The organism is Nonomuraea sp. NPDC049309 (genome assembly GCF_043196965.1).
Taxonomy (GTDB): domain Bacteria; phylum Actinomycetota; class Actinomycetes; order Streptosporangiales; family Streptosporangiaceae; genus Nonomuraea; species Nonomuraea fastidiosa.
This window is the reverse complement of record NZ_JBICSH010000005.1, coordinates 302,893-326,920: the sequence shown is the minus strand read 5'-3', so window position 1 is coordinate 326,920 and position 24,028 is coordinate 302,893. Positions and strand designations below refer to the sequence as shown.

The following is a 24,028-nucleotide window of genomic DNA, read 5'->3' as shown; positions in this document are numbered from 1 at the left end:
CGTCCGTACGTCGCCCCGTCCGTACGTCGCGTTGCGCCGCCTGCGGTGGCCCGGCGTAACTCGCTGCGGGCCACCGGGGATCGAGGTCAGCCCGCCACGCGGACCGTGGGCTCGTGGCGGACGGGGAAGTTGACCGAGGCGGCGATGAAGCAGGCCTTGTGGGCGTCGGCGTGCAGCGCGATCGCCGTCTCCACCATCTCCGGCGAGGCCACCGTCACCACCGGCCGCAGCACGACCTCGGTGAAGTGTCCGCCCTCCGCGGTCTCGGTCATGGTGCCTTCGGCGGTGTCGACGTAGTCGGTCACGACGACCTTGGCCGTGGCGCACTTGTGCAGGTACCAGAGCATGTGGCACTGCGAGAGCGCGCCCACCAGGAGCAGCTCGGAGTTCCAGCGGGCCGGGTCGCCGCGGAAGTTCGGGTCCGAGCTGGCGAGGATGGCCTCGCGGCCGTCGGCGGCCAGCTCGTGGTCGCGGCTGTAGTCGCGGTAGCCGCTGGTGCCCGTGCCTTTGTTGCCGGTCCAGGTGACCACGGTCCGGTAGTGGTGCAGGCGGCTCATGGGTGCTTCGTCCTCACTCTCGTCGGGGTTCGGCAGGACGACCGTAGCGAAACGGCATCGCCAAGATCTCTCAAGGGTGGCTCTTGTCCGCCGCACACGTAGATTCGCGGGCGAACATTCGGATGCGAGGAGTGCGGCATGGGCAAGCGGCGACCGGTGACCAACCTGCCGGCGCTCGCCGTGCTCACCGCCGTCGTCCAGCGCCCCATGCACCCGTACGAGATGGCCTCCGTCCTGCGGGCGCGCGGGGATCAGTAGTTCTTCAGGAACGTGGCGGCGAGCGGCGCCGCGACCGCACCGCCGCCGCCCCCGCCCTCGACGACCACCGCGAACGCCACGTCCCCTTTGAACCCCATGAACCAGGCGTGCTCGTTCAGGTCGTCGCCGGTGCCGAACTCGGCGGTGCCGGTCTTGCCGTAGGTGCCCGCGGGCAGGCCGGCCTTGCTGGCGGTGCCCTTGGTCACCACGGCCGCCATCATCTGGTGCAGCCCTTCCTTGACCTCGTCGGGCAGCTTGCGCTCCTTCGCCTTCTGCTTCAGCTCGGGCACCAGCGTCGGCGGCCGCCACGTGCCGTCGGCGATCGCGGCGGCGACCGAGGCCATCGACAGCGGACTGGCGGTGATCCTCGCCTGCCCGAACGACTCGGCCGCGAGCTCGGCGTCGGACTGCGGCCGGGGGAAGCTCGCCTTGGTGGCCGGCACGCCGATGTTGAGCGGCTGGTTGAAGCCGACGCTCTCGGCCGCCTTCAGCAGCTTGTCCGCGCCCAGCTTCTGCGCCGCCAGCGGCGCGAACGTGGTGTTGCACGAGTGGGCGAAGGAGTCGAGCAGCGACAGCGAGCCGAACGACTCCTCGCCGGAGTTGCGGATCTTCAGGCCGCCGACCGTGGAGTACTTGGGGCAGGTGACCTTGTCCTGCGGCGACATGCCGGCCGCGAGCAGCCCGATCGCGGTCACCGCCTTGAACGTCGAGCCGGGCGGGTAGCGGCCGTCCAGCGCCCTGTTGAACCCGCCCACCGTGTTGACCACGGCCAGGATCTCACCGGTCGACGCCTTGATCGCGACCAGCGACGTGGGCTTCTTCATGTGCTTGACGGCCGTCACCGCGGCCTCCTGGGCGCGCGGGTCGAGGGTGGTGCGCACCGGCTCGCCGGGCTTGCCCTCGATGGTCTTGAGCGTCTTGTCGCCGAGCTTGATCTCCGTCGTGGGCGTGCCCGCGAGCCGCTTCTGAAACGTCTCCTGCAGCCCGCCGCGCCCGACCGCCTGGCCGACCTTGTAGGAGGAGCCGAGCTTGGCGACGTCCTTCTTGGTCGCCTTGTCCAGGTAGCCCACGAGCTGCTGCACGGAACCGCCGGCCTCGCCGGTGTCGATGCGCGAGCCCTCGCTGTCGGTGATCTCGGCGCGCTGCGGCCAGCGGGTCTTCAGCGCGAACTTCTCCCCGCCGGTCAGCGAGGGATGCAGCGTCGAGGGCTTCCAGTCGACCTTCCACGTGCGGTCGGACACCACCAGGTCGATCTTGCCCTGGTAGGTCCACTCGCCGACGTTCTTCAGGCCGAGCGTGGCGGTGTAGGGGACGCTGGCCCGGTCGTCGCCCTCGGTGACCCGGCCCAGCTCGATCTTGGTGGACTCGACGGCGAGCGCGCTGCGCTGCTGGTCGTACGCGGTGAGCTGCTGCGGCTTGGCCAGCTCCTTCGTCATCGCGTTCTTGTCGCCCGCCTCCCAGGCGGCGGCGAACCGCTGCGCGGTCTCGACGGGTGTGCCGCGCGTGTGCAGCACGTAGTAGGCACCCCCAGCCGCGGCACCCACCGCGAGCACGGAGGTCACGGACACGATCGCGATGGTACGGCCCCGCGCCACTGATCAGCCCCCCGCTCACTCGACGACAAGTTACGAGACTAGCGGGAGCTCCTAATCAGGACATACCATTCTCGGCTTTGACGCTGGCGGCGTACCGCGGCACGTACTCCTGGCCGGACAGCCTCTGAATGGCGGCCATGATCTCGTCGGTGACCCGGCGGCGGTCCTGCGCCTTGGTGTGGTCGCCGGTGAAGTGCATGGGCGCGCCGATCGCGATGCCGATGGGCGCGGGGCGCGGCACCTTCGCGCCGTACGGCATCACCTTGTCGGTGCCGCTGAGCGCCACCGGCAGCACCGGGGCGCCGGTGCGCAGCGCCAGCCAGGCCACGCCGACCTTGCCGCGGTAGAGGCGGCCGTCGGGGGAGCGGGTGCCCTCGGGGTGGATGCCGAACAGCTCGCCGCGCTCCAGCAGCGCGGCCGCCTCCTCCAGCATGGCCTGCGCCGAGCGCCCGCTCTCGCGGTCGACCGGCAGGCTGCGGCCGAGCCGCATGAAGAAGCCCGAGATGGGGTCGCCGGAGAAGTACTCGTTCTTCGCCGTGAACGTCACGTGGCGCGGCAGCAGCGCGGGCAGCAGGAACGAATCGAGCACCGACAGGTGGTTGGCGGCCAGGATCGCCGGTCCCGTACGCGGGACGTACGCGGCGCCGGAGATGTGGGGGCGGCACATCGCATGGACGAGCGGCGTCGAGGCGAACTTGGCCACGTGGTATAGCAACGAGCTCTCCTGATCGTCGGCTGACGGCCACCCCACAATAGAGCAGGCGCCTCGCGGGTGCTGCGGGGCGCCTGAGAAAGCGTTGAGGCCGATGTGGCGGTCGCCTCCTCGGCGAGATGCACAACACGGCTCCAGCCGAACGGTATTCCGTGAAGGCGGTAATTTGCGGCCCGGGGGACACAAACCACATCGGCATCTCGAGTTAAGCACACCGGGGGTCCCTGAAGGTAATCGTGCCCGCCCTTTGGGGCGCTGTTGGCGGGCCTTCGGTGGCCGCTGAGCAGGGACTTCCCGTCGCCGCAAAACACCCGAAATCGGACAGATGGTGTGGATTCGAGTGGGGGTCCTGTAGGGGTGGGCGGGGACGGACGACGAGGGTGCAGGTGCGGGTCCGGCGAGGGGTGGGCGGTGAGGAGGCCGGGTGCGGGTTCGGCGGGGGCGGTAAGGGGGTCAGGTGGGCGTCCGGCGGGGAGGGCCGGCGAGCAGGTCAGGTGGGCGTCCGGCGGGGAGGGGCGGTGAGGAGGTCAGGTGCGGGTCCAATGGGGCTGGGCGACGTCGAAGACGCGCTGCTCGCGCCCGCGTAGCGCCACCTCGGCGAACTGCCACAGGATCGCCCCGGTCGGCGCGTGGATCACGATGGACGGCCCCAGCGGCATCTGCAGCAGCTCACCCCGCCAGCGCGGCACGCCGGGCGCGAGGAAGCGTTCGAGCGGGACGGCGTGCACCGACGCCACCTCGCGGGGGTCGGCCACCGGCTCCTGCCGCCCGCCGAACGCCACCACCGGCGTGATCACGAACCCCGAGTCGGTGACGAAGTCGTCGAGCAGCCCGGCCACCTCGACCCCGGTGACGCCGATCTCCTCGGCCAGCTCGCGCAGCGCCGCGTCCTCGGGCCGTTCGCCGTCCTCGGCGCGCCCGCCGGGCAGCGCCCACTGGCCGGCGTTGCGGCCTTTGGCCGAGCGCCGGATCACCACGACGTACGGGCTCCGCCCGGCGTCCTCCAGGACGCACACCGTGACCCCGGCCCTGCGCAGCCCGCCCGCGGGCGGGACCTGCCGCCGCCGGAAGGCGGCCAGCCGGGCGGTGACCTGCGCGCGCAGCTCGTCGATGGGCGGAAACATCGGTCAAGGATCTCACGCCGTAGGGAGGGCGGGTCAGGTCGTGGTGAGCAGGATGCCGAGCATGGTGCCGATCAGCATGGCCGCGCCCGCCGCGATGGCGGCCCAGCGGCCGAGCGGCTCGCCGCGCGTGTGCGCGATGACGCCGAGCACCACGCCGCCCAGCCCGAACAGGATGGGGATGAACAGCAGGGCCATGGCCGCGCAGGCGAACCCCATGATGGACAGCATCTGATCGCTCGTGCGGGGATCGTCACGGGGCGTGTGCGGCGTGGCGTCGTACGGGTCATGAGGTGAGGTCATGGGCCGGCTTCTCTCAAAGGCGGTGACGCGACATCACACGCCTGGGTGGGCGGAGCTGTCGAGTCGTTCGTTCCCGGCATCGGCCCATCTCAAGCCGCCTTCAGCGCTCCCGGAGACGGCGTCACCGGGCCTCCGCGGGCAGTGCGGCGACCGGCGCGTCCTCCTCCGCCGGGATCGAGAGCTGCGCGGGCAGGGGGCGGTGGTGCAGGACGTCGAGGCGGGAGACGGCGCGGGTGAGCGCCACGTACAGGCGGTTGAGGCCGCGCCGCTCGGCCTCGGCGATCGCGGCGGGCTCCACGACGATCACGTGGTCGTACTCCAGGCCCTTGCACAGTGTGGCGGGCATGACGCTGAGCCGCTCTCCCGCGTCGATGCCCTGGAGCGCCGCGGTGAGCGTGGGGACGTCGGCGTCGGCGGCGATGACGCCGATCGACCCCTCGAACGCCATGGCCTCGCGTACGGCGGCGGCCACCCCCTCGCGCAGGTCGGCGACGCGGGTCACGCGCAGCCGCCCGTCCGACCGGTACGAGCGGATCTGCGGCACCTCGACCTCCAGCGCGGCCAGCAGCGAATTGGCGAGATCGACCACGGCCGCCGGCACCCGGAAGCCGGTGGTGAGCGCGACGATGCGGGCATCGGGCTTGCCGAGCAGCGCCATGCGCTCCGGCCATGAGGTGGCCGCCCACGGGGTGGTGCCCTGGGCGAGGTCGCCGAGCACGGTGATCGAGCCGTGCTCGCTGCGGCGGGCGACCGCCCGGCACTCCATCGGCGACAGGTCCTGGGCCTCGTCCACGATGACGTGTCCGTAGCCGCGCGGCCGCTCGATGAGGGCGGCGATCTCGTCGAGCAGCACGAGGTCGGCCGCCGACCACTTCGCGCTCTTCGCGCTGCGCGGCGGCCTGTCCCAGGTGAGCGCGGCGCGTTCGGCCTCGGTGAGCAGGCCGCGGGCCGGGTCGGGGGCGTCGCCGGAGGGGCCGCGCAGCACCTCGTACAGGACCTGGACGGGCTTGACCGGCGGCCAGACCGTGTCGAGCCAGCCGGTGACGCCGCGGCCGATCTTGCGCAGCCAGGCGGCGTTGGGGGTGGTGCCGCGCTGCTCGGCCTGGCGCCTGATCGCCTCGACGACGCGGGCGCGCACGCGCTCGCGGCCCACCGCGTACGGCACGGGCTCGCGGCGGGTGTCGTCCACGATGCGGCGCAGCTCGTCCTCGTAGACCCGCCACCGGGAGGAGCCGTCGGGGACGGCGACCGGCTCGACCGGCTTGCGTATGCGCCCGTAGAGCGCTCTGCGCAGCACGTCCGCCATGCGCGCGTCGTGCTTGACCGCGGCCGTCTCCGGGGCGTCGGCGGCGGTGACGGGGACGGTGGCGAGCAGCCGGTCGAGCGTGGTCTGCTCGACGTCCATCTCGCCGAGCGCGGGCAGCACGGCGGAGATGTAGCCGAGGAAGGCGCGGTTGGGGCCGAGGACGAGCACGCCGTCGCGTTCGAGCCGCCGCCGGTGCGCGTACAGCAGGTAGGCGGCGCGGTGCAGGCCGACGGCGGTCTTGCCGGTGCCGGGTGCGCCCTGCACGCACAGCGAGGTGTAGAGGTCGGCGCGTACCAGGTCGTCCTGCTCCGGCTGGATGGTGGCGACGATGTCGCGCATGGGGCCCACGCGGGGGCGCTCGATCTCCGCCTGGAGAATCCTGCTCTCGGCCTCCTCGCCCTGGCCGAGCCGCTCGTCCTCGAAGCTCGTCAGCGTACTGCCCGACCAGCCGAAGCGCCGGCGTACGGCGACGCCCTGGGGGTCGCGGGCGCTGGCGCGGTAGAAGGCGCGCGCGACCGGTGCGCGCCAGTCCACCACCACGGGCGTGCCGCCGTGCTCGCCCGCGATGTGCCGCCGCCCGATGTGGTAGGCCCGGCCGCGGTGCTCGCCCGCGTCCTCGCCGAAGTCGAGCCGCCCGAAGAACGGCGGCCCCTCCGGCTCCTCGCTCAGCTCCTTGGCCAGGCTCTTCAGGTGGCGCCCCAGCCGTTCCGCGCTGTATCTGTCGCCGGCCACGCTCTCGCCGACGATGACGTTCTCGCGCGCGGCCTGGAGCATCCTGCGCAGGCCGTCCTTGCAGCGTTCGACGTACGCGCGCTCCTCGTCGAGCGTCGCCATGACACCTCCCAAAGCGTTAACTCGGTTAAGAGATTGACCAGGTTAACACTTTGCTAGGGTGGGCCTCATGACGGGACTTCGGGAGCTGCAGCGGCAGCGCGTGCGCGAGGCCATCTCATCGGCGGCCATCACGCTCTTTCTTGAACGCGGCTTCGACGAGGTGCCGGTGACGGAGATCGCGGCGGCGGCGGGCGTGTCCAAACCGACGCTGTTCAAGTACTTCCCGACCAAAGAGGACCTGGTCCTGCACCGCATCTCCGACCATCTCGGCGAGTCGGCCCGCGTCGTGCGCGGGCGCGCGCCGGGCGAGTCGCCGGTCGAGGCGCTGCGCCGCCACTTCCTCGACGGCCTGGCCAGGCACGATCCCGTGACGGGGCTCAACGACGACCCCCAGGTGGTGGCCTACCACCGCATGGTCTTCTTCACCACGCCCAGCCTGCTGGCCCGGCTGCACCAGCACATGGCGCGCGACGAGGAGCTGCTCGCCGAGGCGCTGGCCGAGACCTGCGACGAGCTGACCGCGACCCTGCTCGCCGGGCTGCTGGTGTCGACCCAGCGGGTGCTCGCTCGGCGCAACTGGGCGATGCTGGCGGGCGGCAGGCCGCTCGCCGAGGTGGAGTCGGAGGCGGTGCGCGCCGCCGAGCGCGCCTTCGCGATGCTGCCCGCATAGCCCCGCGTTGCCCATCTGATCGCCGTGGGCGTACTCGCCCGACGCCTCTGACGTGCGCGGCCCGGGCGGGCGGGTCGCGCACCCCCGGGCCTGCGGCGCATCTCCGGTCGTGCCGCGTGCCACTCCCTTCCCCGAGGCCGCCGGCGCGCCGAGGACGGGCATGCGATCAGGACGGAGAGCGCGCCCAAGGCCGCGGCCGGAGAGGTGTGTGGGGGCGGTGCGGTGAGGGCTTCGCCTGGTGGTGGGTGGTGAGGCGGAGACCGAGGGGAGGCCGGTGATGGGCAAGGGGGAGGGCGCCGTCTGGTGGCGGGCGGTCAGGGATGGGGACCGTAGCGGGTGGCGATGGCGGTGGCACGGGCATAGAGGTCGTCGCGGAGCCACTGCGGCGACAGCGCCTCGGCGCCGGCGGCGAGTTGCCACAGCGCCCACACGGCGTGCCTGCGGTCCTGGAAGGACACCCGCAGCCGCAGCCGGCCGTCTGCGCCGGTCTCCTCGGCGTGCACGGCCAACGCGGTTCCCACCAGCTCCTCCCGCCGCTCGGGATGCACCAGCACCTCTGCGGTGACCTGGTCGTCGCCGTGGCGGAACCGGGTGCTGCGCTCCTGCCAGGCACGGTCGAGATCGACGCGGTCCGGCCGCTCGGCGGGCTCGTCCAGCTCCTCGGCGGCGAGCACCCGCGACAGCCGGTACGTGCGGTCCTCGCCGGAGCGGGTGGCCAGCAGGTAGCCGCGCCCGCGCACGGTGACCAGACCGATCGGGTCCACCGTGCGCCATACCGGCTCGCGGCCGGGGGCGGCGTAGTGCAGCCGCAGCCTGCGCCCGGCGAACACCGCGCCGAGCACCGCCGCCATCACCTCGCCGGGCACCTCGTCCACCGGCATCCGGCGGGCGAGCAGGTCGGTCTCGGGCTCGATGAGCAGGCGTTCGGCGGCGCCGGCGGCGGTGTCGCGATGGCCGTCCGGCAGCGCGTCCACCACCTTGAGCATCGCCGAGGCGAGCGCGGAGCCGAGGCCGAACGCCTGCGCGCCGCGCCGCGACCCGGCGACGAGCAGGGCGAGGGCCTCGTCGCGGTTCAGCCCGGTCAGCTCGGTACGGAAGCCGGGCAGCAGGGCGAAGCCGCCGTGCCGCCCGCGTTCGGCGTAGACGGGGACGCCGGCCGCCGACAGTGCCTCGATGTCGCGCAGCACCGTACGGGTGGAGACCTCCAGCTCGCGGGCCAGCGCGGTGGCGGTCATCCGGCCGTGCCGGCGCAGCAGCAGCACCAGCGCGACCAAACGGTCGGCACGCATGCGAAAACCCTACAGAGATACACGACACAAGATGTCGTGATTTGTCGGAAGGCTGAACTGCGACGCGAACGACCGCGCCGGCGCTTCCGCGCGCCGGCCGATACAGAAGGAGCCGATATCACCATGGAGCGAACGGCGGTCAACCCGTGGCCGTGGTCGGTGGCACTGGGGTACAACCAGGGCGAGCTGGTCTCCGGGCAGACCAGGACGCTGTACTGCTCGGGGCAGACCGCGATGAGCGCAGACGGCAAGCCGCAGCACGCCGGTGACATGGCCGCGCAGCTCGCGCTGAGCCTCGACAACCTGGAGGCGGTGCTCGCCGAGGGCGGCATGTCCCTGGCGGACCTCGTCCGGCTCAACGTCTACACCACCGACGTGGACCGGCTCTTCGAACACTACGACGTGCTGGCGGCGCGGCTCGGCGCGGCCGGGGTCGCGCCGGCCACCACGATGCTCGGCGTGACCCGCCTGGCCCTGCCCGGCCTGCTGGTCGAACTGGAGGGCACGGCAGTGGCCTGACCCCGGCCCCGCGCCCGCCCGGCTCAGCCGAGTCCCGGCCCGTCCCCGGCCCCGGCATCCCGGCGGATTCAGACCGGGCAGGCCGGGGCTCCCTGTTCAGGCCAGAGGCCGGGGCTTGGGGAGGTGCAGACGGTCGACCGCTTCCCTGCGGGTGCGTTCCGGGCGGCGGTCGTAGCGGGCGGTGGTGGCGGGGGAGGCGTGGCCGACCAGGGCCTGCGCGGTGGCCAGGTCGACGCCCGCATCCAGCAGCTCGCCGATGAACGTGCGGCGGAAGTCGTGCGGGGTGCGCCGCGCCGCCCCCGCCGCCTCGAAGCGCCGGGTCAGGATGTCGGAGATGCCCTGCCCGGTCAGCCCCACGGGACGCCCGTCGCGCATCCGCAGCCGCCCGGCGGTGCTGATCGGGCTGAACAGCGCACCAGGCGCGGTGCCGCGCACCGCGAGCCACCGTTCGAGCAGCCCGATCGCGTCGGCGGTCAGGTAGACGAGGCGTTCCTTGTCGCGCTTGCCGCGCACCCGCAGCGAGCGCGCGCCCGGGTCGTAGTCGGCCAGCTGCAGCCCACCCAGCTCGGCGCGGCGGCAGCCGGTCGAGTAGAGCACCGCGATCAGCGCCGCGTCGCGCCTGCCGGCGGGGGAGTCGTCGCAGGCCGCCAGCGCCGCGCCCACCACCTCGGGCGGCACGTGGTGCCCGGCGGGCAGCCGGCTCTGGCGTACCGGGGCCAGGTCGGAGGCGCGCGCCATGTCCTCGGCGCTGGTCTGGCCGAGCCGCCACGCCTCCTTCAGCACCCGGCGCAGCGCCACCAGGTGCTTGTTGACATACGCCGCCGACCAGCCCTGGTCGGTGAGCATCGTGCGGATGCGCACGGTGTGCTCGTACCGCAGCAGGTGCCATGGCTGGCCCGCGCCCGTCGCGTTCGGGTCGCCGGTGAGCATGCGGGCCAGCCGGTCGAGACAGCCGCGCATGGTGCGGCGCGACTCGGGACTGGTCAGGGAGTCGAGATAGACGTGGTACGGGTCGCGCGCCGGTTCGACCGCCGGCGCGCCCGGTGCGGATACGGCGGGCAGGCTCACCCGGCCGATCTTAGAAGGGTCCGGTCAGCTCGCCCAGCTTGTCGGTCAGCTGGAGGTTCGCCGAGTAGTCGACCGGCACCGCGATCACCGACACCACGTCGTCGGCCAGCGCCTTGCGCAGCGTCGGCAGCAGCTCGCCGGCGCTGCCGATGCGGTAGCCGCGGGCGCCGAAGCTCTCGGCGTACTTGACGAAGTCGGGGTTGCCGAAGGCCACGTTGGAGTCGCGGCCGAGCTCCAGGTCCATCTTCCACTCGATCAGCCCGTACGCGCCGTCCTCCCACACCAGCACCACGAACGGGATGCGCTCGCGCACGGCCGTCTCCAGCTCCTGGGAGTTCATGAGGAACGCCCCGTCGCCGGTCGCCGCCAGCACCTTGCGCCGCGGATGGGCGAGCTTGGCGGCCAGCGCCCCCGGCACCGCGAACCCCATCGATGACAGCCCGTTCGAGACGATCATCGTGTTCGGCTCGTACGTCGGATACATGCGGGCCATCCACATCTTCACCGCGCCCGTGTCGGCCAGCACGATGTCCTCGCGCCCCATGGCCTCGCGGATGTCGGCCACCACGCGGCGCGGCGACAGCGGGAAGCCGTGCTCCTCGCGGCCCTGCTCCAGCTCCTCGCGCAGCATCCGGCGGATCTTCTCGCCGGTGCCGTTCATGGTGAACCGGCGGTGCACGGCGTCGCCGAGCGCGTGCAGCGAGCGGGAGATGTCGCCGTGCACGCCGACCGCCACCGGATAGTGGTCGTCCACCTCGGCGGGGAACCGGTGCACGTGGATGATCTTCTTGTCGCGGTTCGGGTTGATCTTGACCGGGTCGAACTCCTGGAGCTCGTAGCCGACCGTGATGAGCACGTCGGCCTCGTCGAAGCCGAAGTTCACATAGTCGTGCCGCATGAACCCGACCGCGCCCAGCGCGTGGCGGTGGTCGTCGGGGAAGACGCCCTTGCCGTTGAACGTGGTCGCCACCGGCAGCCCCAGCTTCTCCGAGAAACGCACGAGCGCGTCGGACGCGCCCGCCCGGGTGGCGCCGTGACCGGCCAGCACGATCGGGCGGCGCGCGGTGGCCAGCACCTCGGCGGCGCGGGCGATCTGGGCGGACGAGGGGTCCTGCGGGCGCACGATGTTGAGCGGCAGCGGCGCGAGGTCATCGGGCGCGGGCGCCGACTCGACGTCCTCGGGGATGGCCAGGTAGACGGCGCCGGGCCGCTCGGTCTGCGCGGTCTTGAACGCCTTGCGGATCATCTCGGGCAGCGCCTGCACCGAGGGGGCCAGCTCCGACCACTTCGTGATCGGCCGGAACAGCGACACCAGATCCACCACCTGGTGGGTCTCCTTGTAGATGCGGTCGAGGCCGACCTGCGCCGTGATCGCCACCACCGGGGTGCTGTTGGTCGTGGCGTCGGCCACGCCGAGCTGCAGGTTGATCGCGCCGGGGCCGAGCGTGGCCGAGGCGACGCCCGCCTTGCCGGTCAGCCTGCCGTAGATCTCCGCCATGAACGCCGCGCCCTGCTCGTGGCGGACGAGGATGTAGCGGATGGAGGAGTCGTTGAGCGCGTCGACGACATGGATGTTCTCCTCGCCCGGGATGCCGAAGACGTACTCGACGCCCTCCGCCTCCAGGGCCTGCACGATGAGCTGGGCCGCCGTCTTCCGCGTGGCCTGCGCTGACATGCGAAACGCCTTCTTTCACCTGTGACTGCATCCCTCACAGCACGCCCGCTCCGCCGTTCATTCCACCCCCTGTGACCAGCGGTCATGGCATTGAGAATGCCTGGATGCGGCAGGTGGCGGGCGAGCACTGTGGAGCCATGACGACTCAGAGTGAAAAGAACCGCCTCGCAACGCGCCGCCTCGGCCGCACCGGTCCCGCAGTCACCTCGCCGGGCCTCGGCTGCATGGGGCTGTCCGGCTCGTACGGACCCGTGGACGAGCGGGAAGGCGTACGAGTGGTGCACGCCTACCTCGACGCCGGCGGCACCCTGCTCGACACCGGCGACTTCTACGGCTCGGGGCACAACGAGCTGCTGATCCGGCGCGCGCTCGAGGAGCGCGACCGCGACGACGTCGTGCTGTCGGTGAAGTTCGGCGCGCTGGCCGGCCCGGACGGCGTGATGACCGGGTTCGACGGCCGCCCGGCCGCCGTGGGCAACTTCCTCGCCTACACCTTGCGCCGCCTCGGCACGGAGTACGTGGACGTCTACCGCCCCGCCAGGCTCGACCCGTCGGTGCCCATCGAGGAGACGGTGGGCGCGATCGCCGAGTGGGTGGAGAAGGGGTACGTACGCCACATCGGGCTCAGCGAGGTCGGCGCGGAGACCATCCGCAGGGCCGCCGCCGTCGCGCCGATCTGCGACGTGCAGATCGAGTACTCGCTGTTCAGCCGGGGCGTCGAGGACGAGATCCTGCCGGTCTGCCGCGAGCTCGGCATCGGCGTCACCGCGTACGGCGTGCTGTCGCGCGGCCTGATCGGCGGCCGCGGGGGCGTCGCCGGCTTCCGCGCGCTCTCGCCCCGCTTCCAGGGGGAGAACCTCGTACACAACACCGCGCTCGCCGGACGCGTCAAGGAGCTGGCCGAGGCCAGGGGCGTCTCGGCCGCGCAGCTCGCCATCGCCTGGGTCGGCGCGCAGGGCGACGACATCGTGCCCGTCGTCGGCTCCCGCACCCTGGAGCAGGTCGGCACCATGATCGACGCCGCCGGCATCACGCTCACCGCCGAGGAGCTGGCCGAGATCGAAGCCGCCGTCCCCCGCGACGCCGCCAAGGGCGACCGCTACCCCGCGCACCTCATGGCGAGCCTCGACAGCGAGCGCCGCTGACCCCTGCCCGCGAAGCGGCCACCCCGGGCGAGAAGGGGTGACCGCTTCGCGGTCGGAGTGGTGTGAGGGGGCCGTGGCTCTGGGGGAGGGGTGAAATGGGGCGGCCGTCGCTTGCGTGCGAAAAGTCGCTCGCCGCCGCGCCGGCCGCTCGGATACGATCGCCGGACCGTTCCGGCGGCTGGGGCCCAGGTGACGGGCGTCCGGTCGCCGTCGACCGAAAGTGGGTGTTCCTGGGTGGCGTCCCGGATCAGCGAGCTGGTGCTCGCCTGCCGTGACCCCGAGCTGCTGGCGCGGTTCTGGTGCGAGGTGCTGGACTACGTCGAGCTCGACCGCGAGGAGAACGGCTCGATCGAGATCGGGCCGCGCGAGGGGTTCGGCGGGCCGCGGCCGACGCTCGTGCTCAGCCCCGAGGCCGACGTGCCCGACGCGGGCCTCTTCCGGCTGCACATCGACATCAACGCCACCGACCGCGATCAGGACGCCGAGCTGGAACGCCTGCTGGCGCTCGGCGCCCGCCACGCCGACGTGGGACAGACGGGACAGGAGCCCTGGCACGTGCTCGCCGACCCGGAAGGCAACGTGTTCTGCCTGCTCAGGAGGCGTCTCGACGCGCTATGAGGCAGCGCGCCGGTGCCGGCGCTGGTACGAGTACGCGACCGCGAACGTCAGCGGCCCCCAGGCCAGCAGCGGCAGGTAGCAGGCGATGAGGAGCGCGTGCCCGGTGCCCGACAGGAACGGAAAACCCGAGCCGAGCTGCAGGATCGCCGCGAGCACCGCGTACCCGCAGAACAGCACGATCAGCGCCGCCCCGGTGTAGGCGGCGGCGAGCACGATGCGCGGGCGCATGCGCCGCCCGCCCACCAGCGGCAGCCAGCGGGGCGGGACCTCGCCCCAGGGCTTGACGAGCCCGATCGTCAGCAGCGCGGCCAGCTCGCTGACGACGCTGAGGCCGACGATGTAGGCGACCTCTCCTGCGGGCAGGTCGCGCACCTCGGGCGGCACGTCGGCGACGTATCCGATGGGCAGCCCGGCCACGAGCGCGATGCGCCACAGTCCCGACGGCAGAGTGACGAGGGCGACGGCGTGCGCGGCGCGCACCGCCCAGCGTGGCGGCGGCGCGGGCGCCTGCCGGGCCGCCATGGCAGGCGCCGGGGAAGACGCCCTGGAAAACATGCTCATACCGGCAGTGTCGTCGCCGGGGGAGGACCGCCGCCTCCCCCGGCAGAGGGAGGCGGGCCGCCCTGGCGGGGGAGATCGCCTCGTCACGCCGGCCCCGGCGAGGACGGAACCCGAACGGGCCGCCCCGGCGGGGGATCGCCTCTCACGGTGGCGAGACCGGCACGCTCACCCGTCGGCCAGGATGCCGGCGACCGCCTGCACGCTGTCGGCGCTGCCCACCACGACCACCACGTCACCGGCGGCCAGCACGAAGTCGGGGCCGGGGCTGGCGACGATCTGCGCGCCGCGCACCACGGCCACGATCGAGGCGCCCGTACGCGTGCGCACCTGCGCGTCGCCCATCGGCCGCCCCGCGTAGGGCGAGTCCGCGGGGATGGGCAGCTTCTCGCTGACCAGCCCCTCCACCTCGCGGTGCAGCTCGTTGAGCCGCCGGATGATGCGCGGCGCGCCCAGCAGCTCGGCCAGCGCATCGGCCTCGTCGTCGTTGAGCGGGACGGTCTCGCACGCCTGGTCGGGGTCGTGCGCGTCGTAGATCACCAGATCGCGGCGGCCGGTGCGGTGTGACACGACGGCGACACGCCGCCCGGAGCGCGTGGTGAACTCGTGTCGCAGTCCAATCCCTGGCAGCGCTGTTTGTTCGATCTCCACCGGTCACCTCACGTCGTCTTGCACCGCTCGACCGGGGATCACTCCGGCGGGCCTCGCCGTCGTCCCCCTATCGACCCTTCTATCGATCCTTTACGAGGATGACAGGATCCCGTAAGTGGACGGCAGGTGCGACTTCCGGGCTTTCTCCCTCTTTTCCGGGTACGGGAAACACCGCGACCGTCGACATGAGCATCCATCGGCCACGCCGTACCCCCCACAGGCCGGGTTCGCCCAGGAAGATAAAGAGACCGTCCCTGTCACACGGAGGAGTCCGTCCATTCAGCTTTATCAACGTGCGATGAGAAATGATCGCGGCATGACCGCTTCACCGACGCCACGTGGGGGTTCACGATGAGTCTGCATCAGCTGTACGGCGTGTTACTGGCCGGTGGACTGGTTCTGCTCGCGAGCATCGCCGCGGCGCGCACCGCGAGCAGGATCGGCCTGCCGGGCCTGCTGCTGTTCCTCGCGCTGGGCGTGCTGCTCGGCGAGGACGTGCTGGGCATCGACTTCGACGACGCCCAGATCGCGCAGACCCTCGGCACGTCGGCGCTCGGCATCATCCTGGTCGAAGGCGGTTTGAGCACCCGATGGTCCGACATCAAACGGCTGATGGTGCCGGCCGGGCTGCTGGCCACGCTCGGCGTGGCGGTGAGCGTGACGATCACCGCCGCCGGAGCGCATTTCCTGCTGGGTTTGAACTGGCAATTGTCCTTGCTGCTCGGTGCGATCGTGTCATCGACGGACGCCGCCGCCGTGTTCTCCGTGCTGCGCGCGCTGCCGCTGCCGCGCCGCGTGGCCGGCATGGTCGAGGCGGAGTCGGGTTTCAACGACGCGCCGACCGTCATCTTGGTGCTGGTGTTCTCGACGGCCTTCACCGACCTGCCGGACCCCGTGGGGATCGCCTCGCAGATCACGTTCGAGCTGGGGGTCGGCGCGGCGATCGGCCTGGCCTGTGGCTGGGCGGGCACGCTCGCCCTGCGCTACGTCGCACTGCCCGCCACCGGCCTGTACCCGCTGGCCACCGTCGGCCTCGGCATCATCGCGTTCGCCGCGGCCGGTACGCTGCACGCGTCCGGCTTCATCGCCGCCTACCTCGCGGGCCTCGTCCTCGGCAACGCCGAGCTGCCGCACCGCGCCGCCACCCGGTCGTTCGCCGACGGCATCGGCTGGCTGGCGCAGATCGGCCTGTTCGTCATGCTCGGCCTGCTCGTCACCCCGCACGAGCTGCCCGGCGCGCTGCTGCCCGCCTTCGTCATCGGATTGGTGCTGCTGCTCATCGCCAGGCCGGCGTCCGTCGCGGCCTGCCTGACCTGGTTCCGTACGGGCTGGCGGCACCAGGCGTTCATCGCCTGGGCGGGGCTGCGCGGCGCGGTGCCGATCGTGCTGGCCACCTACCCGATCGTGGCCGAGGTGCCCGGCAGCAAGCACCTGCTGAACATCGTGTTCGTCCTGGTCATCCTCTACACCATCGTGCAGGGCCCGACGCTGCCGCTGGTCGCCAGGGTGCTCAAGGTCACCCAGCCGCACCAGGCCAAGGAGGTCGAGATCGAGGCCGCGCCGCTCGACGTCCTCGCGGCCGAGCTGCTCACGCTCACCGTGCCGCCCGGCTCGAAGCTGCACGGCGTGGAGATCTTCGAGCTGCGGCTGCCCAAGCCGTCCATCGTCACGCTCGTCATCCGCGGTGGCGACACCCTCGTGCCCGAGCCCGACACCATCCTGCGCGAGGGCGACGAGGTGCTCATCGTCACCACGCCCGCCACCCGCGCCGAGGTCGAACGGCGGCTGCGCGCCGTCGGCAGGGGCGGCCGCCTGGCCCACTGGCACGGCGAGGACGGCGAACCCGAGAACGGGCAGGCCGCCACCGCGCCGCAGGAGCCGCGCCGGGAGCCCGCCGCCACGCCCGCTCCCGGCCGCCGCCGGGCCGGGCTGAGCTGGCGTACCCGGCTGACCGGCGGACGGCAGCGCCACGTCCGGCCCATCGCGCCCCCGCAGCAGGAGCCGCCGGTCAAGCCCGGCGACGACCTGGTGCCCGGCACGGAGTCGGAGTCCGACCGCGCCATCACCTGACGCCCTGGCGCCACTCACCCGCACGCCCCCGCGCCCGCTCACACGGCCGGCGCGGGGGCGTGCGGGCGCGGGCGCTCGACCCGCGCCCGGCGGTCGAGCCGCGGCCGCTGCGCGACCGTCACAACGGCGCGGGGGTGGGGACGCGGTCGGCCGCTGCGCGATCGTCGCCCGCGAGATGCGTCGCCCGCGCGCGGAATGCCCGGTGTGCGCGGTACTCCCGGTGGGGTTTCGATGACATCTCCGGTCGGGGCCGTTACGGTGTCGTGCTGTGCTGGACACGTCGCGTGACCCCCGGGGACACTTCATGCGCTTCGCAGCTGCGATCCTGACTTTTCTGCTCGCCGCCACCCTCCTACCGGCGAGCGAGGCGGCGGCCGCCGCCACGGCACTGCCCGGCGGCAAGTCCACGTTCGTCGTCTCACAGGGCCACCTGAAGGCCTCGTCGCAGCAGAACTGGGTACGCCTGGGCAACTACGGCTTCGCCAGGAACGGCACCGTGAGCGCCGCCTTCTACCTGTGGTGGCAGCGCCAGCCCAAGGCCAGGCAGAGCACCGGCACGAAGCCGGACGCGAGCTGCACCTCCACGGCCGGCGGCAAGACCACCAAGGTGCGCGCCTGCCAGGTGCTCACCGCGGGCGGCTTCACCGGCGGGCCGTCCGAGCGGCGCACCGGGACGTACACGCTGTCGGGCAACGTGCTCACCATCACGTGGAAGATCGCCCAGACCTGGACCGAGCAGTGGTACGTCCGCACCTCGCCCGACGGCAAGCTCGCCCGCCTCGACCTCAAGCGGAGCACGCTCGCCACGCACGGCTACGGCTACGGCAGCAACGCCTCCTACGCCACCCGCCGCGCGATGAGCTCGGTCAAGGCGTCCGCCGGCGGGCTCAGGCAGGACCTGACGAGCTGGGCGGGCGGCAAGCTGGTGCCGTCGTCCGACCAGCCGTTCGGGCTGTCCTCGTTCCGCCAGTGCTCCGGCACCACCTCGTGCCTGACGTACCTGCAGCCCTCGTCCAACAGCGCCTGCCAGAAGGAGGGCGGCTGCCCGAGGTACGGCGGCGGCACGAAGGCCAACATCAGCTCCATCCAGTACTACCTGACCATGGTCGGCAAGGCCGACCGCCGCGACACCCTGTGGCACTGGTGCACCTGCCTGGCGATGGAGCGCAAGCAGTTCTGCTACACCGGCAACTCCCACGTCAAGCCGCTCCTGCAGATCATCGACGACTCGGGTGTGTTCCGCGGCTGGGTCGGTGCGGAGGCGTCGTTCTCGACGGACGGCTCGCGCGCCAAGGACATGCTGGCCGTGTTCCGCATCTCCGACTTCCGCTGAGCGTACGCACGGCGCTCGGGCTCACCGCGAGCGGCGGCCTCGAACCTACGGCCGGCGCCACCACGGTACGGGTGCGCGGCGGCGAGGTGCCGATGATCGACGGCCCCAGATCGTGGCCGGGGTCAGCCTGATCGGGTGCTCCTCCCGGGAGGAGGCGCTGGAGGCGGCCCGGACGCCTCCGGTGGCCCGCCACGGCACGATCGAGCTGCGGGCGCCGCAGCCGTGACGGGCCTCGAAGGCCGCGCGAGCCCGTGACGAGCCCCGATGAGCCTCGGGAGACGGTGGCGGCCCGCGGTTTCCTCGGCTGACCCGGCCAGCGCGGCTCAGCGGAGAAGGCGGCGCGAGCCGGCTCGGGCGGGGTGCGCGGATCCGCCCGGGCCGGCTCCGGCCCTGCTGCGCGGGCCCCTCGTCCGGGCCCCTCGTCCGGGCCGGGCGGGGAGGCGCCGGGGCGCGGGTCAGGTCACCTGCACCGGGTGGGCGACGATCGCGTCGAACAGGTAGCCCATCGTGTTGAACGGCGTGGTGGCCGGCTGCACGGCGCCGGTCTCGTCGGTGGCGCGGGCGAGCAGTTCCGTACGGCCGGGACGCGGGTCGGGCCAGGTGATCCGCCAGCGCGTCCAGGGGCCGCGGCGCCCGCCGTCGAGCAGCTGGGCGTCCCGCCAGCGGATCCCGCCGTCGGTGCTCACCTCGACGCGGGTGATCCGGCCGCGTCCCGACCACGACCTGCCGTGCAGCCGGTACGGCCGCCCCGCCGGGATGCTCGCCTCCCAGCCCAGCTCGAACGCGCTCTTGGTGACCTGCCGGGTGAGCGGCGCGCTGCCCTCCTCCGGGTAGCCGGGCCCGAAGAGGCGGTAGTAGATCGTGTTCCACGGTGAGGAGAGCGGCTCGGTGGACACCTCGATGTCGCCCACCCACTTGATCGAGGCGATCCCGACCCACCCCGGCACCACCACCCGCACCGGGAAGCCGTGGTCGGGCGGCAGCGGCTCGCCGTTCATCTCGTACGCCAGCAGCACGTCGTCGAGCGCCTTGTCGATCGGCAGCGGCCGGCGTACCCGGCCGAGGTTCTGCCCGTCGCTGACGTAGTCGGCGTCCAGGCCGGACGGCATGACGTCCACCGCGTTCTTCGACAGCCCGGCGCGGCGCAGCACCGTGCCCAGCGGCACGCCGCGCCAGCGCGCCACCCCGACCGCGCCGAGCCGCCACTGCGTGCCCGACGCCCCCTCACCCTGCTGGGTGGCGAAGAACGAGCGGCCGTTGCCCGCGCACTCGATGGCCGCGTCCACCGTCACCGACGGCAGCGCGCGCAGCTGCGCGTAGCTGAACTCCTGCGGGCGGCGCACCCCGGAGCCGTGCACGCGCAGCCGCCAGGTGGCCGCGTCGATCCTGGGCGTGGCGGTGTGGTTGCGGACGAAGAACCGCTCGTTGGGCACGTAGTAACCGATGTCGCGCAGCGCCTCCCAGCGGGTCTCGGCGTTCGACCCGTACGCGATGAACACCTCGGGTGGCAGCGGCTTGACGATCGGGCCCTCCGCGCGCCGCACGGCCGGCGTCAGCGCCGCGCCCAGCGCTGTAGCCTCCGCCGCGCCGCGCGCTGTGGCCCTCGCCGTGCCCGCGAGCGGCCCGGCCAGCATCGCGGCCCCGCCCAGGGCTGGTAGGGCGCGGAGCACGGCGCGCCTGCCCGGCAGGTCCTCTCGTCCGGAGTTTCGGTACGGCATCCGACCACCTCTCACATTCCGGCTGTACCTATCAGTAGACGGGGAAATCAGAGCGGTCAAGAACCTGTGTGATCGTGATCCGGTGGCTTCTCGCGGGGGTCCTGGGGTGGTCAAGACCCCCAGCGGTCAGGGGTTGTGGAAGGTGACCTCCGGGTTGGTGCGGGTGGGGCCGTCCAGGAGAGGGCGCTTCTTGCTCTGAAGGTGCCGGTCGAAGAACGCGCCGACGTACGAGGTGGTGATTTCGCCCGACCGCTTGCCGGACAGCGGCGCCTCGGGGTCGGTGATCCCGGCCTGGCCGCCCAGCACGGGCAGGTCGATGAACGTGAAGTGCCCCGAGTCCTTGACGGTCAGCCAGCGCTTCCAGCCGTCCAGCCGCCGCCAGTCGCGCGGCCAGCTGGCGTCGGCCGAGCCGGGGGAGTGCCCCGACTGCGTGCCGAGCATGAGGAACGGCCGGCCGCCGAGCCCCTTGGCGGGGACGGGCGCGAAGAACGTGCCGTCCAGGTTCGCTCCGGCGCGCACCCGGCGGTCGGCGGCCATGAGCGCGGCGGCGGCGTTCCCGCCGATCGAGTGACCGGCCGCGCCGATCCGCTTCGTGTCGATCATCGCGTGGCGGCGCCACCCCGTGACGCGGGTGACGCGGTCGATGACGAACGACAGGTCGGCCGCCCGCCCGGTGGCGACCTTGGCCATCAGCCGCTTGCTCGCCTCGTCGGACGGCGCCTTCTCCACCGCCTCGCACGCGGCGCAGGTCAGCGTGCGGCCGCCGGGGAAGCTCGTGCCGTACGACTCGTAGGCGTGATCCACCAGCGCGACCACGTTCCCGCGCGAGGCCAGCTCCTCGGCGAGCATGGTCAGCGTGGCCCGGTTGAGGGTGAAGCCCGGCGACAGCACCACCAGCGGGTGGCGGCCAGGGGCGGGGCGGGCGTCCTCCCGAGCGTTCACCCGGACCCCTGCGATCTGCTCGGGCTTGACGCGGGTGTCGAGCTTTTGCGCCTTGAGCAGCGCCGCCGCCTCGGCGATCGTCATGTACGCGGCAGGCCGGCCGCCGGAGCGCGCCGGGTAGTACATCGAGACCATCAGCTCGCGCGGGGTGGCCTTCGGCGCCCAGGGGTCGCGGCGGCCGGTGTCCACCATGTGGAGGACGTCCCGCCCGACCTTGTACGCACCGGTCGGCCGCGGGATCGCGAACGTCACGCCGGCGGCTTCGGCGGGGAGGGACACGGCCGTGAGGGGCAGGCCGAGGGCGAGCATGATGGCGGTGGTTTTGATCATGGGGAACAGTCTGGGGGCCGGCCCACGGCCTCCGGCATGACCGAAAGGCAGGAGCGGACCTTGACTTTCGTCAGGGTCCGAGGCGTTCGGCGATCTCCGGCCAGTGCGTCACCTCCGAGGCGGAGAAGTGGCGGATCACCCAGTCCACCTGGCGCAGGCTCATGTGGGCCCAGCAGCGCAGCGCCGCCGTCTCGGGCAGGTCCACGTGCAGCTCGTGGCTCCGGTGCGCGAGGTCGGAACGGAGCGTGACCAGGTCGAGGGCGGCGTCGCCGCGACGGACGCCGTCCCAGTCGATCACGCCGGTGATGGCACCGCCCGCGTCCACCAGCACGTTGCCCGCGGGGACGTCGCCGGGCAGCAGCTCCTGGACCAGGTACGGCGGGTGGACCAGCTCGTACGCGGGCGCCGGGATCCCCGCAGCCCGCGCCACCTCCAGCAGCGGGCTCACGTCGGGCCCCCGGGTGAGCACGGACCGGTGGCCGTCGGGCCGGCGGACGTAGGCCGCGCCCACCTGCCCGCCGGGACACGGCCCTTCGCAGGCGAGCCGGACGGGCGGCACGCGCAGGGCCTGCCGGATGTCGAGCTTCGGCATGGGCGGCAGCGTCACGATCTCTCGGTTCTCCTCGGTGCGGTGGGGGAGGCGTCGCTCACAGCCGTCACAGCCGGACGGGGTGTCCCGTCTGAGAGGGCATGGAACGAACGAGTGTATGGATCACCGGAGCGAACAAGGGACTGGGTTGCGAGACGGGCCAGGCGGCTCGGCGCGGTGGGCTGGACCGTCTTCCGCGGCTCCCGCGATCTTCCCCGGCTCCCGCGACCTTCCCCGGCTCCCGCGACGAAGGGCGGGGCCTTCTGCCGGGACGGTGGTTCAGCGGTGGCGGCCGGCCGGGGCCGTCCAGAGGCCGGTGAGCGCGTCGATGAGGGCGGTGGCGGCGTCGTCCCAGCCGGCGCTGCTGAGCGGCGCGCCCTCGTTCAGCGCCCGCTCCCGCTCGGCCAGCGCGTGCACCAGCAGCAGCCGGCTCATGTCGGCGCGGTCGCGGCGCGTCTCCTCCGGCAGGCCGGGCAGCAGCCGGAACATGCCCGCGAGGCTCGCCTGCATGGACGGCGTGGCCACGGACTCGTCGATGACGATCTGCCGCATCGCGGGCACGGTGTTGATCTGCGCGATGCACTGGGCCCGCACGCTCGGCACCCCCAGCGCCTCCAGGTGGTCGGTGGCCGGGCGGACCAGGCAGGAGATCCAGTCGCGCAGCTCCTCCGACTCGCCGATCTCGGCGAGCAGCCGCAGCCGCCGGCGCTCCATGTCGTGGGTGTAGCGGCGGACGATCGCCCGCACCAGCCCGGCCTTCGACCCGAAGTGGTAGCCGACGGCGAAGTTGTTGGCCTGTCCGGCGGCCTCGCTGATCTGCCGGGCGGACACCTCGCCGACGCCGCGCTCGGCGAACAGCCGTTCGGCCGTGTCGAGCAGCGCCTCGCGTGTGTCCTTGGCCCGTACGCCGCGGCGCTCGGGTGCGGGCCCGCCCGATGTCACCATCTCACCGGCACCTCTCCAGCCCTGCGACGACCAGCCCCTCGCGCCGGCGCAGCCGGCGGGGCATGCCGAAGCCGGGGTCGGCGTCGAAGCGCAGCGGCTCCTCGACGGCGGAGCGGATCAGCGTGCGGCCGGCCGGCAGCGCCTCCCGGCGGCTGCGGTCGGACAGCAGCATCGCCATCACCTTCCCGATCATATTGGCGGTCGTCTCGTGCCCGGCCCCCTCGCCGGTCGTGCTCCGGCCGCCGCTGCGGAACACCACGTGTCCTCCCGGAGGTCCGGATGACGCCCAGCCAAGTCAGTCGTCTCGATCAGAGCAAGCGATCGGGGACGGCAGCGCACCGTGGGCGTCGCTCCAGGCGTCCGTACGCACCGCATGACGGCAATGAGTGGGGCGGACGCGTGAGATGCTGCATTTGTGACCACGACTGAGCAGGCCGAACCAGCCCCGCGCCGCCGGCGGGGCCGTCCCGGTTATGACCAGTCCGCGATCCTGCGCGCCGCCGTCGAGTTGTTCAACCGCCGCGGCTACGACGCCACCAGCATGGGCGACCTGGCCAAGGAACTCGGGCTGACCAAGGCGGCCATCTACCACCATGTCACCAGCAAGGAGCAGCTGCTCGGCCAGGCGCTGGACGACGCGCTCGACGAGCTGACCGCCGTGGTGACCGAGGCGTCCCGCGACGAGGCCGGGGGCAGCGCGTACGAGCGGCTGCGCGGCGTGGTGCGGCGCAGCGTCGAAGTGCTGGTGGCGCACCAGCCGTCGGTCACGCTGCTGCTGCGCGTACGCGGGAACAGCGAGGTCGAGCTGGCCGCACTCGAACGGCGGCGCTGGCTCGACGACCGGCTGGCCGCGCTGGTGGCCGACGCGGTCGCCGAGGGCTCTCTGCGCGACGACGTGCCGCCCGCGCTGGTGAGCCGCCTGCTGTTCGGCATGGTGAACTCGCTGGCCGAGTGGTACCGCCCCGGCGGGGCCTATGACCAGGCGATGGTGGCCGACGCCATCACCTCCATCGCCTTCGACGGCCTGGCCAGGCACGAGGCCTGACCGTCACGGACGGCACGGCCTGGCGCGGCACCCGCCGGCCGCAAGCGGCGGGTCGGGTGCCGGCGGCGGGGCGGGGCTGGCGGTGGCCGGATGCCGGCGGCGGGGCCGGGCCGAAGCGGTGGCCGGATGCCGGCGGCGAGATCGGGCCGAAGCGGCGGGGCCGGGGTCCAGGCGGGC

General features: G+C 72.7%; 22 protein-coding genes and 1 pseudogene. 7 read left to right on the top strand and 16 right to left on the bottom strand.

From position 1 onward, the window contains the following. Positions 1-86: 86 nt before the first annotated feature. From ACGFIM_RS29915 to ACGFIM_RS29890, 6 genes are all read right to left on the bottom strand, one after another. On the bottom strand, positions 87-557 hold the full coding sequence (locus tag ACGFIM_RS29915) for an OsmC family protein (protein ID WP_393206760.1): 471 nt from the start codon (positions 555-557) through the stop codon (positions 87-89). Positions 558-808: 251 nt separating this feature from the next. Then, a complete protein-coding gene (locus ACGFIM_RS29910; RefSeq protein WP_393206757.1) occupies positions 809-2,383 on the bottom strand; it encodes a penicillin-binding transpeptidase domain-containing protein in 1,575 nt (524 codons plus the stop codon). Between the two features lie 82 nt (positions 2,384-2,465). Continuing rightward, positions 2,466-3,125 carry a lysophospholipid acyltransferase family protein gene (locus tag ACGFIM_RS29905; protein ID WP_393206754.1) on the bottom strand — a complete coding sequence of 220 codons (660 nt, stop codon included), beginning with the start codon at positions 3,123-3,125 and terminating at the stop codon, positions 2,466-2,468. A gap of 524 nt (positions 3,126-3,649) precedes the next feature. Next, entirely contained in the window at positions 3,650-4,246 is a 597-nt protein-coding gene (locus ACGFIM_RS29900; RefSeq protein ID WP_393206751.1) for an NUDIX hydrolase, read from the bottom strand. Between the two features lie 33 nt (positions 4,247-4,279). Further along, positions 4,280-4,546 (bottom strand): hypothetical protein, encoded by a 267-nt coding sequence (locus tag ACGFIM_RS29895; protein ID WP_393206748.1) that lies wholly within the window; start codon positions 4,544-4,546, stop codon positions 4,280-4,282. A gap of 121 nt (positions 4,547-4,667) precedes the next feature. Next, entirely contained in the window at positions 4,668-6,686 is a 2,019-nt protein-coding gene (locus ACGFIM_RS29890; protein WP_393206745.1) for a HelD family protein, read from the bottom strand. 67 nt (positions 6,687-6,753) lie between these two features. Between ACGFIM_RS29890 and ACGFIM_RS29885 the strand changes: the two genes are divergently transcribed. After that, positions 6,754-7,356 (top strand): TetR family transcriptional regulator, encoded by a 603-nt coding sequence (locus ACGFIM_RS29885; protein WP_393206742.1) that lies wholly within the window; start codon positions 6,754-6,756, stop codon positions 7,354-7,356. 314 nt (positions 7,357-7,670) lie between these two features. Here the strand turns inward: ACGFIM_RS29885 and ACGFIM_RS29880 are convergent, their stop codons facing one another. Then, positions 7,671-8,645 (bottom strand): helix-turn-helix transcriptional regulator, encoded by a 975-nt coding sequence (locus tag ACGFIM_RS29880; RefSeq protein WP_393206739.1) that lies wholly within the window; start codon positions 8,643-8,645, stop codon positions 7,671-7,673. Positions 8,646-8,768: 123 nt separating this feature from the next. On the opposite strand from ACGFIM_RS29880, the gene ACGFIM_RS29875 reads away from it, so the two are divergent. Next, a complete protein-coding gene (locus ACGFIM_RS29875; protein ID WP_393206736.1) occupies positions 8,769-9,164 on the top strand; it encodes a RidA family protein in 396 nt (131 codons plus the stop codon). A gap of 96 nt (positions 9,165-9,260) precedes the next feature. Here the strand turns inward: ACGFIM_RS29875 and ACGFIM_RS29870 are convergent, their stop codons facing one another. Together ACGFIM_RS29870 and ACGFIM_RS29865 are read right to left on the bottom strand one after the other, a co-directional pair. After that, the gene (locus tag ACGFIM_RS29870; RefSeq protein WP_393206733.1) at positions 9,261-10,232 is read right to left on the bottom strand and encodes a tyrosine-type recombinase/integrase; all 972 of its coding nucleotides are present in this window, start codon (positions 10,230-10,232) and stop codon (positions 9,261-9,263) included. 10 nt (positions 10,233-10,242) lie between these two features. Further along, the gene (locus tag ACGFIM_RS29865) at positions 10,243-11,907 is read right to left on the bottom strand and encodes an acetolactate synthase large subunit (protein ID WP_393206730.1); all 1,665 of its coding nucleotides are present in this window, start codon (positions 11,905-11,907) and stop codon (positions 10,243-10,245) included. 137 nt (positions 11,908-12,044) lie between these two features. On the opposite strand from ACGFIM_RS29865, the gene ACGFIM_RS29860 reads away from it, so the two are divergent. After that, on the top strand, positions 12,045-13,052 hold the full coding sequence (locus ACGFIM_RS29860) for an aldo/keto reductase (protein ID WP_393206727.1): 1,008 nt from the start codon (positions 12,045-12,047) through the stop codon (positions 13,050-13,052). Positions 13,053-13,286: 234 nt separating this feature from the next. Further along, complete coding sequence (locus ACGFIM_RS29855) at positions 13,287-13,670, top strand: VOC family protein (RefSeq protein WP_393206724.1); 384 nt, start codon at positions 13,287-13,289, stop codon at positions 13,668-13,670. On the opposite strand, the gene ACGFIM_RS29850 is transcribed toward ACGFIM_RS29855, so the two are convergent. Both ACGFIM_RS29850 and ACGFIM_RS29845 read right to left on the bottom strand, forming a co-directional pair. Continuing rightward, on the bottom strand, positions 13,665-14,231 hold the full coding sequence (locus ACGFIM_RS29850; protein WP_393206721.1) for a hypothetical protein: 567 nt from the start codon (positions 14,229-14,231) through the stop codon (positions 13,665-13,667). The genes ACGFIM_RS29855 and ACGFIM_RS29850 overlap by 6 nt on opposite strands. A gap of 165 nt (positions 14,232-14,396) precedes the next feature. Beyond that, positions 14,397-14,798, bottom strand: a complete 402-nt coding sequence (locus ACGFIM_RS29845; protein WP_393206718.1) for a cation:proton antiporter regulatory subunit — start codon at positions 14,796-14,798, stop codon at positions 14,397-14,399. A 432-nt stretch (positions 14,799-15,230) separates the two neighbouring features. Here ACGFIM_RS29845 and ACGFIM_RS29840 point away from each other — a divergent pair, with 432 nt between their 5' ends. Both ACGFIM_RS29840 and ACGFIM_RS29835 read left to right on the top strand, forming a co-directional pair. Beyond that, complete coding sequence (locus ACGFIM_RS29840; protein ID WP_393206715.1) at positions 15,231-16,949, top strand: potassium/proton antiporter; 1,719 nt, start codon at positions 15,231-15,233, stop codon at positions 16,947-16,949. Positions 16,950-17,253: 304 nt separating this feature from the next. After that, positions 17,254-18,282, top strand: a complete 1,029-nt coding sequence (locus ACGFIM_RS29835; RefSeq protein WP_393206713.1) for a hypothetical protein — start codon at positions 17,254-17,256, stop codon at positions 18,280-18,282. A 455-nt stretch (positions 18,283-18,737) separates the two neighbouring features. On the opposite strand, the gene ACGFIM_RS29830 is transcribed toward ACGFIM_RS29835, so the two are convergent. From ACGFIM_RS29830 to ACGFIM_RS29810, 5 genes and pseudogenes are all read right to left on the bottom strand, one after another. Continuing rightward, positions 18,738-20,000: a sulfite oxidase gene (locus tag ACGFIM_RS29830; RefSeq protein WP_393206710.1), complete on the bottom strand. Its 1,263-nt coding sequence runs from the start codon at positions 19,998-20,000 to the stop codon at positions 18,738-18,740. A gap of 126 nt (positions 20,001-20,126) precedes the next feature. Then, positions 20,127-21,272, bottom strand: coding sequence for an alpha/beta hydrolase family protein (locus tag ACGFIM_RS29825; protein ID WP_393206708.1), 1,146 nt, complete (start codon positions 21,270-21,272; stop codon positions 20,127-20,129). Between the two features lie 70 nt (positions 21,273-21,342). Next, complete coding sequence (locus tag ACGFIM_RS29820; RefSeq protein ID WP_393206705.1) at positions 21,343-21,864, bottom strand: phosphotransferase; 522 nt, start codon at positions 21,862-21,864, stop codon at positions 21,343-21,345. A 276-nt stretch (positions 21,865-22,140) separates the two neighbouring features. After that, positions 22,141-22,806 (bottom strand): TetR/AcrR family transcriptional regulator, encoded by a 666-nt coding sequence (locus ACGFIM_RS29815; protein WP_393206702.1) that lies wholly within the window; start codon positions 22,804-22,806, stop codon positions 22,141-22,143. A gap of 55 nt (positions 22,807-22,861) precedes the next feature. Beyond that, positions 22,862-23,023: pseudogene (locus ACGFIM_RS29810) on the bottom strand (cytochrome P450); the annotation flags it as partial. A gap of 198 nt (positions 23,024-23,221) precedes the next feature. Here ACGFIM_RS29810 and ACGFIM_RS29805 point away from each other — a divergent pair. Further along, positions 23,222-23,851, top strand: coding sequence for a TetR/AcrR family transcriptional regulator (locus ACGFIM_RS29805; protein ID WP_393206699.1), 630 nt, complete (start codon positions 23,222-23,224; stop codon positions 23,849-23,851). Positions 23,852-24,028 lie beyond the last annotated feature (177 nt).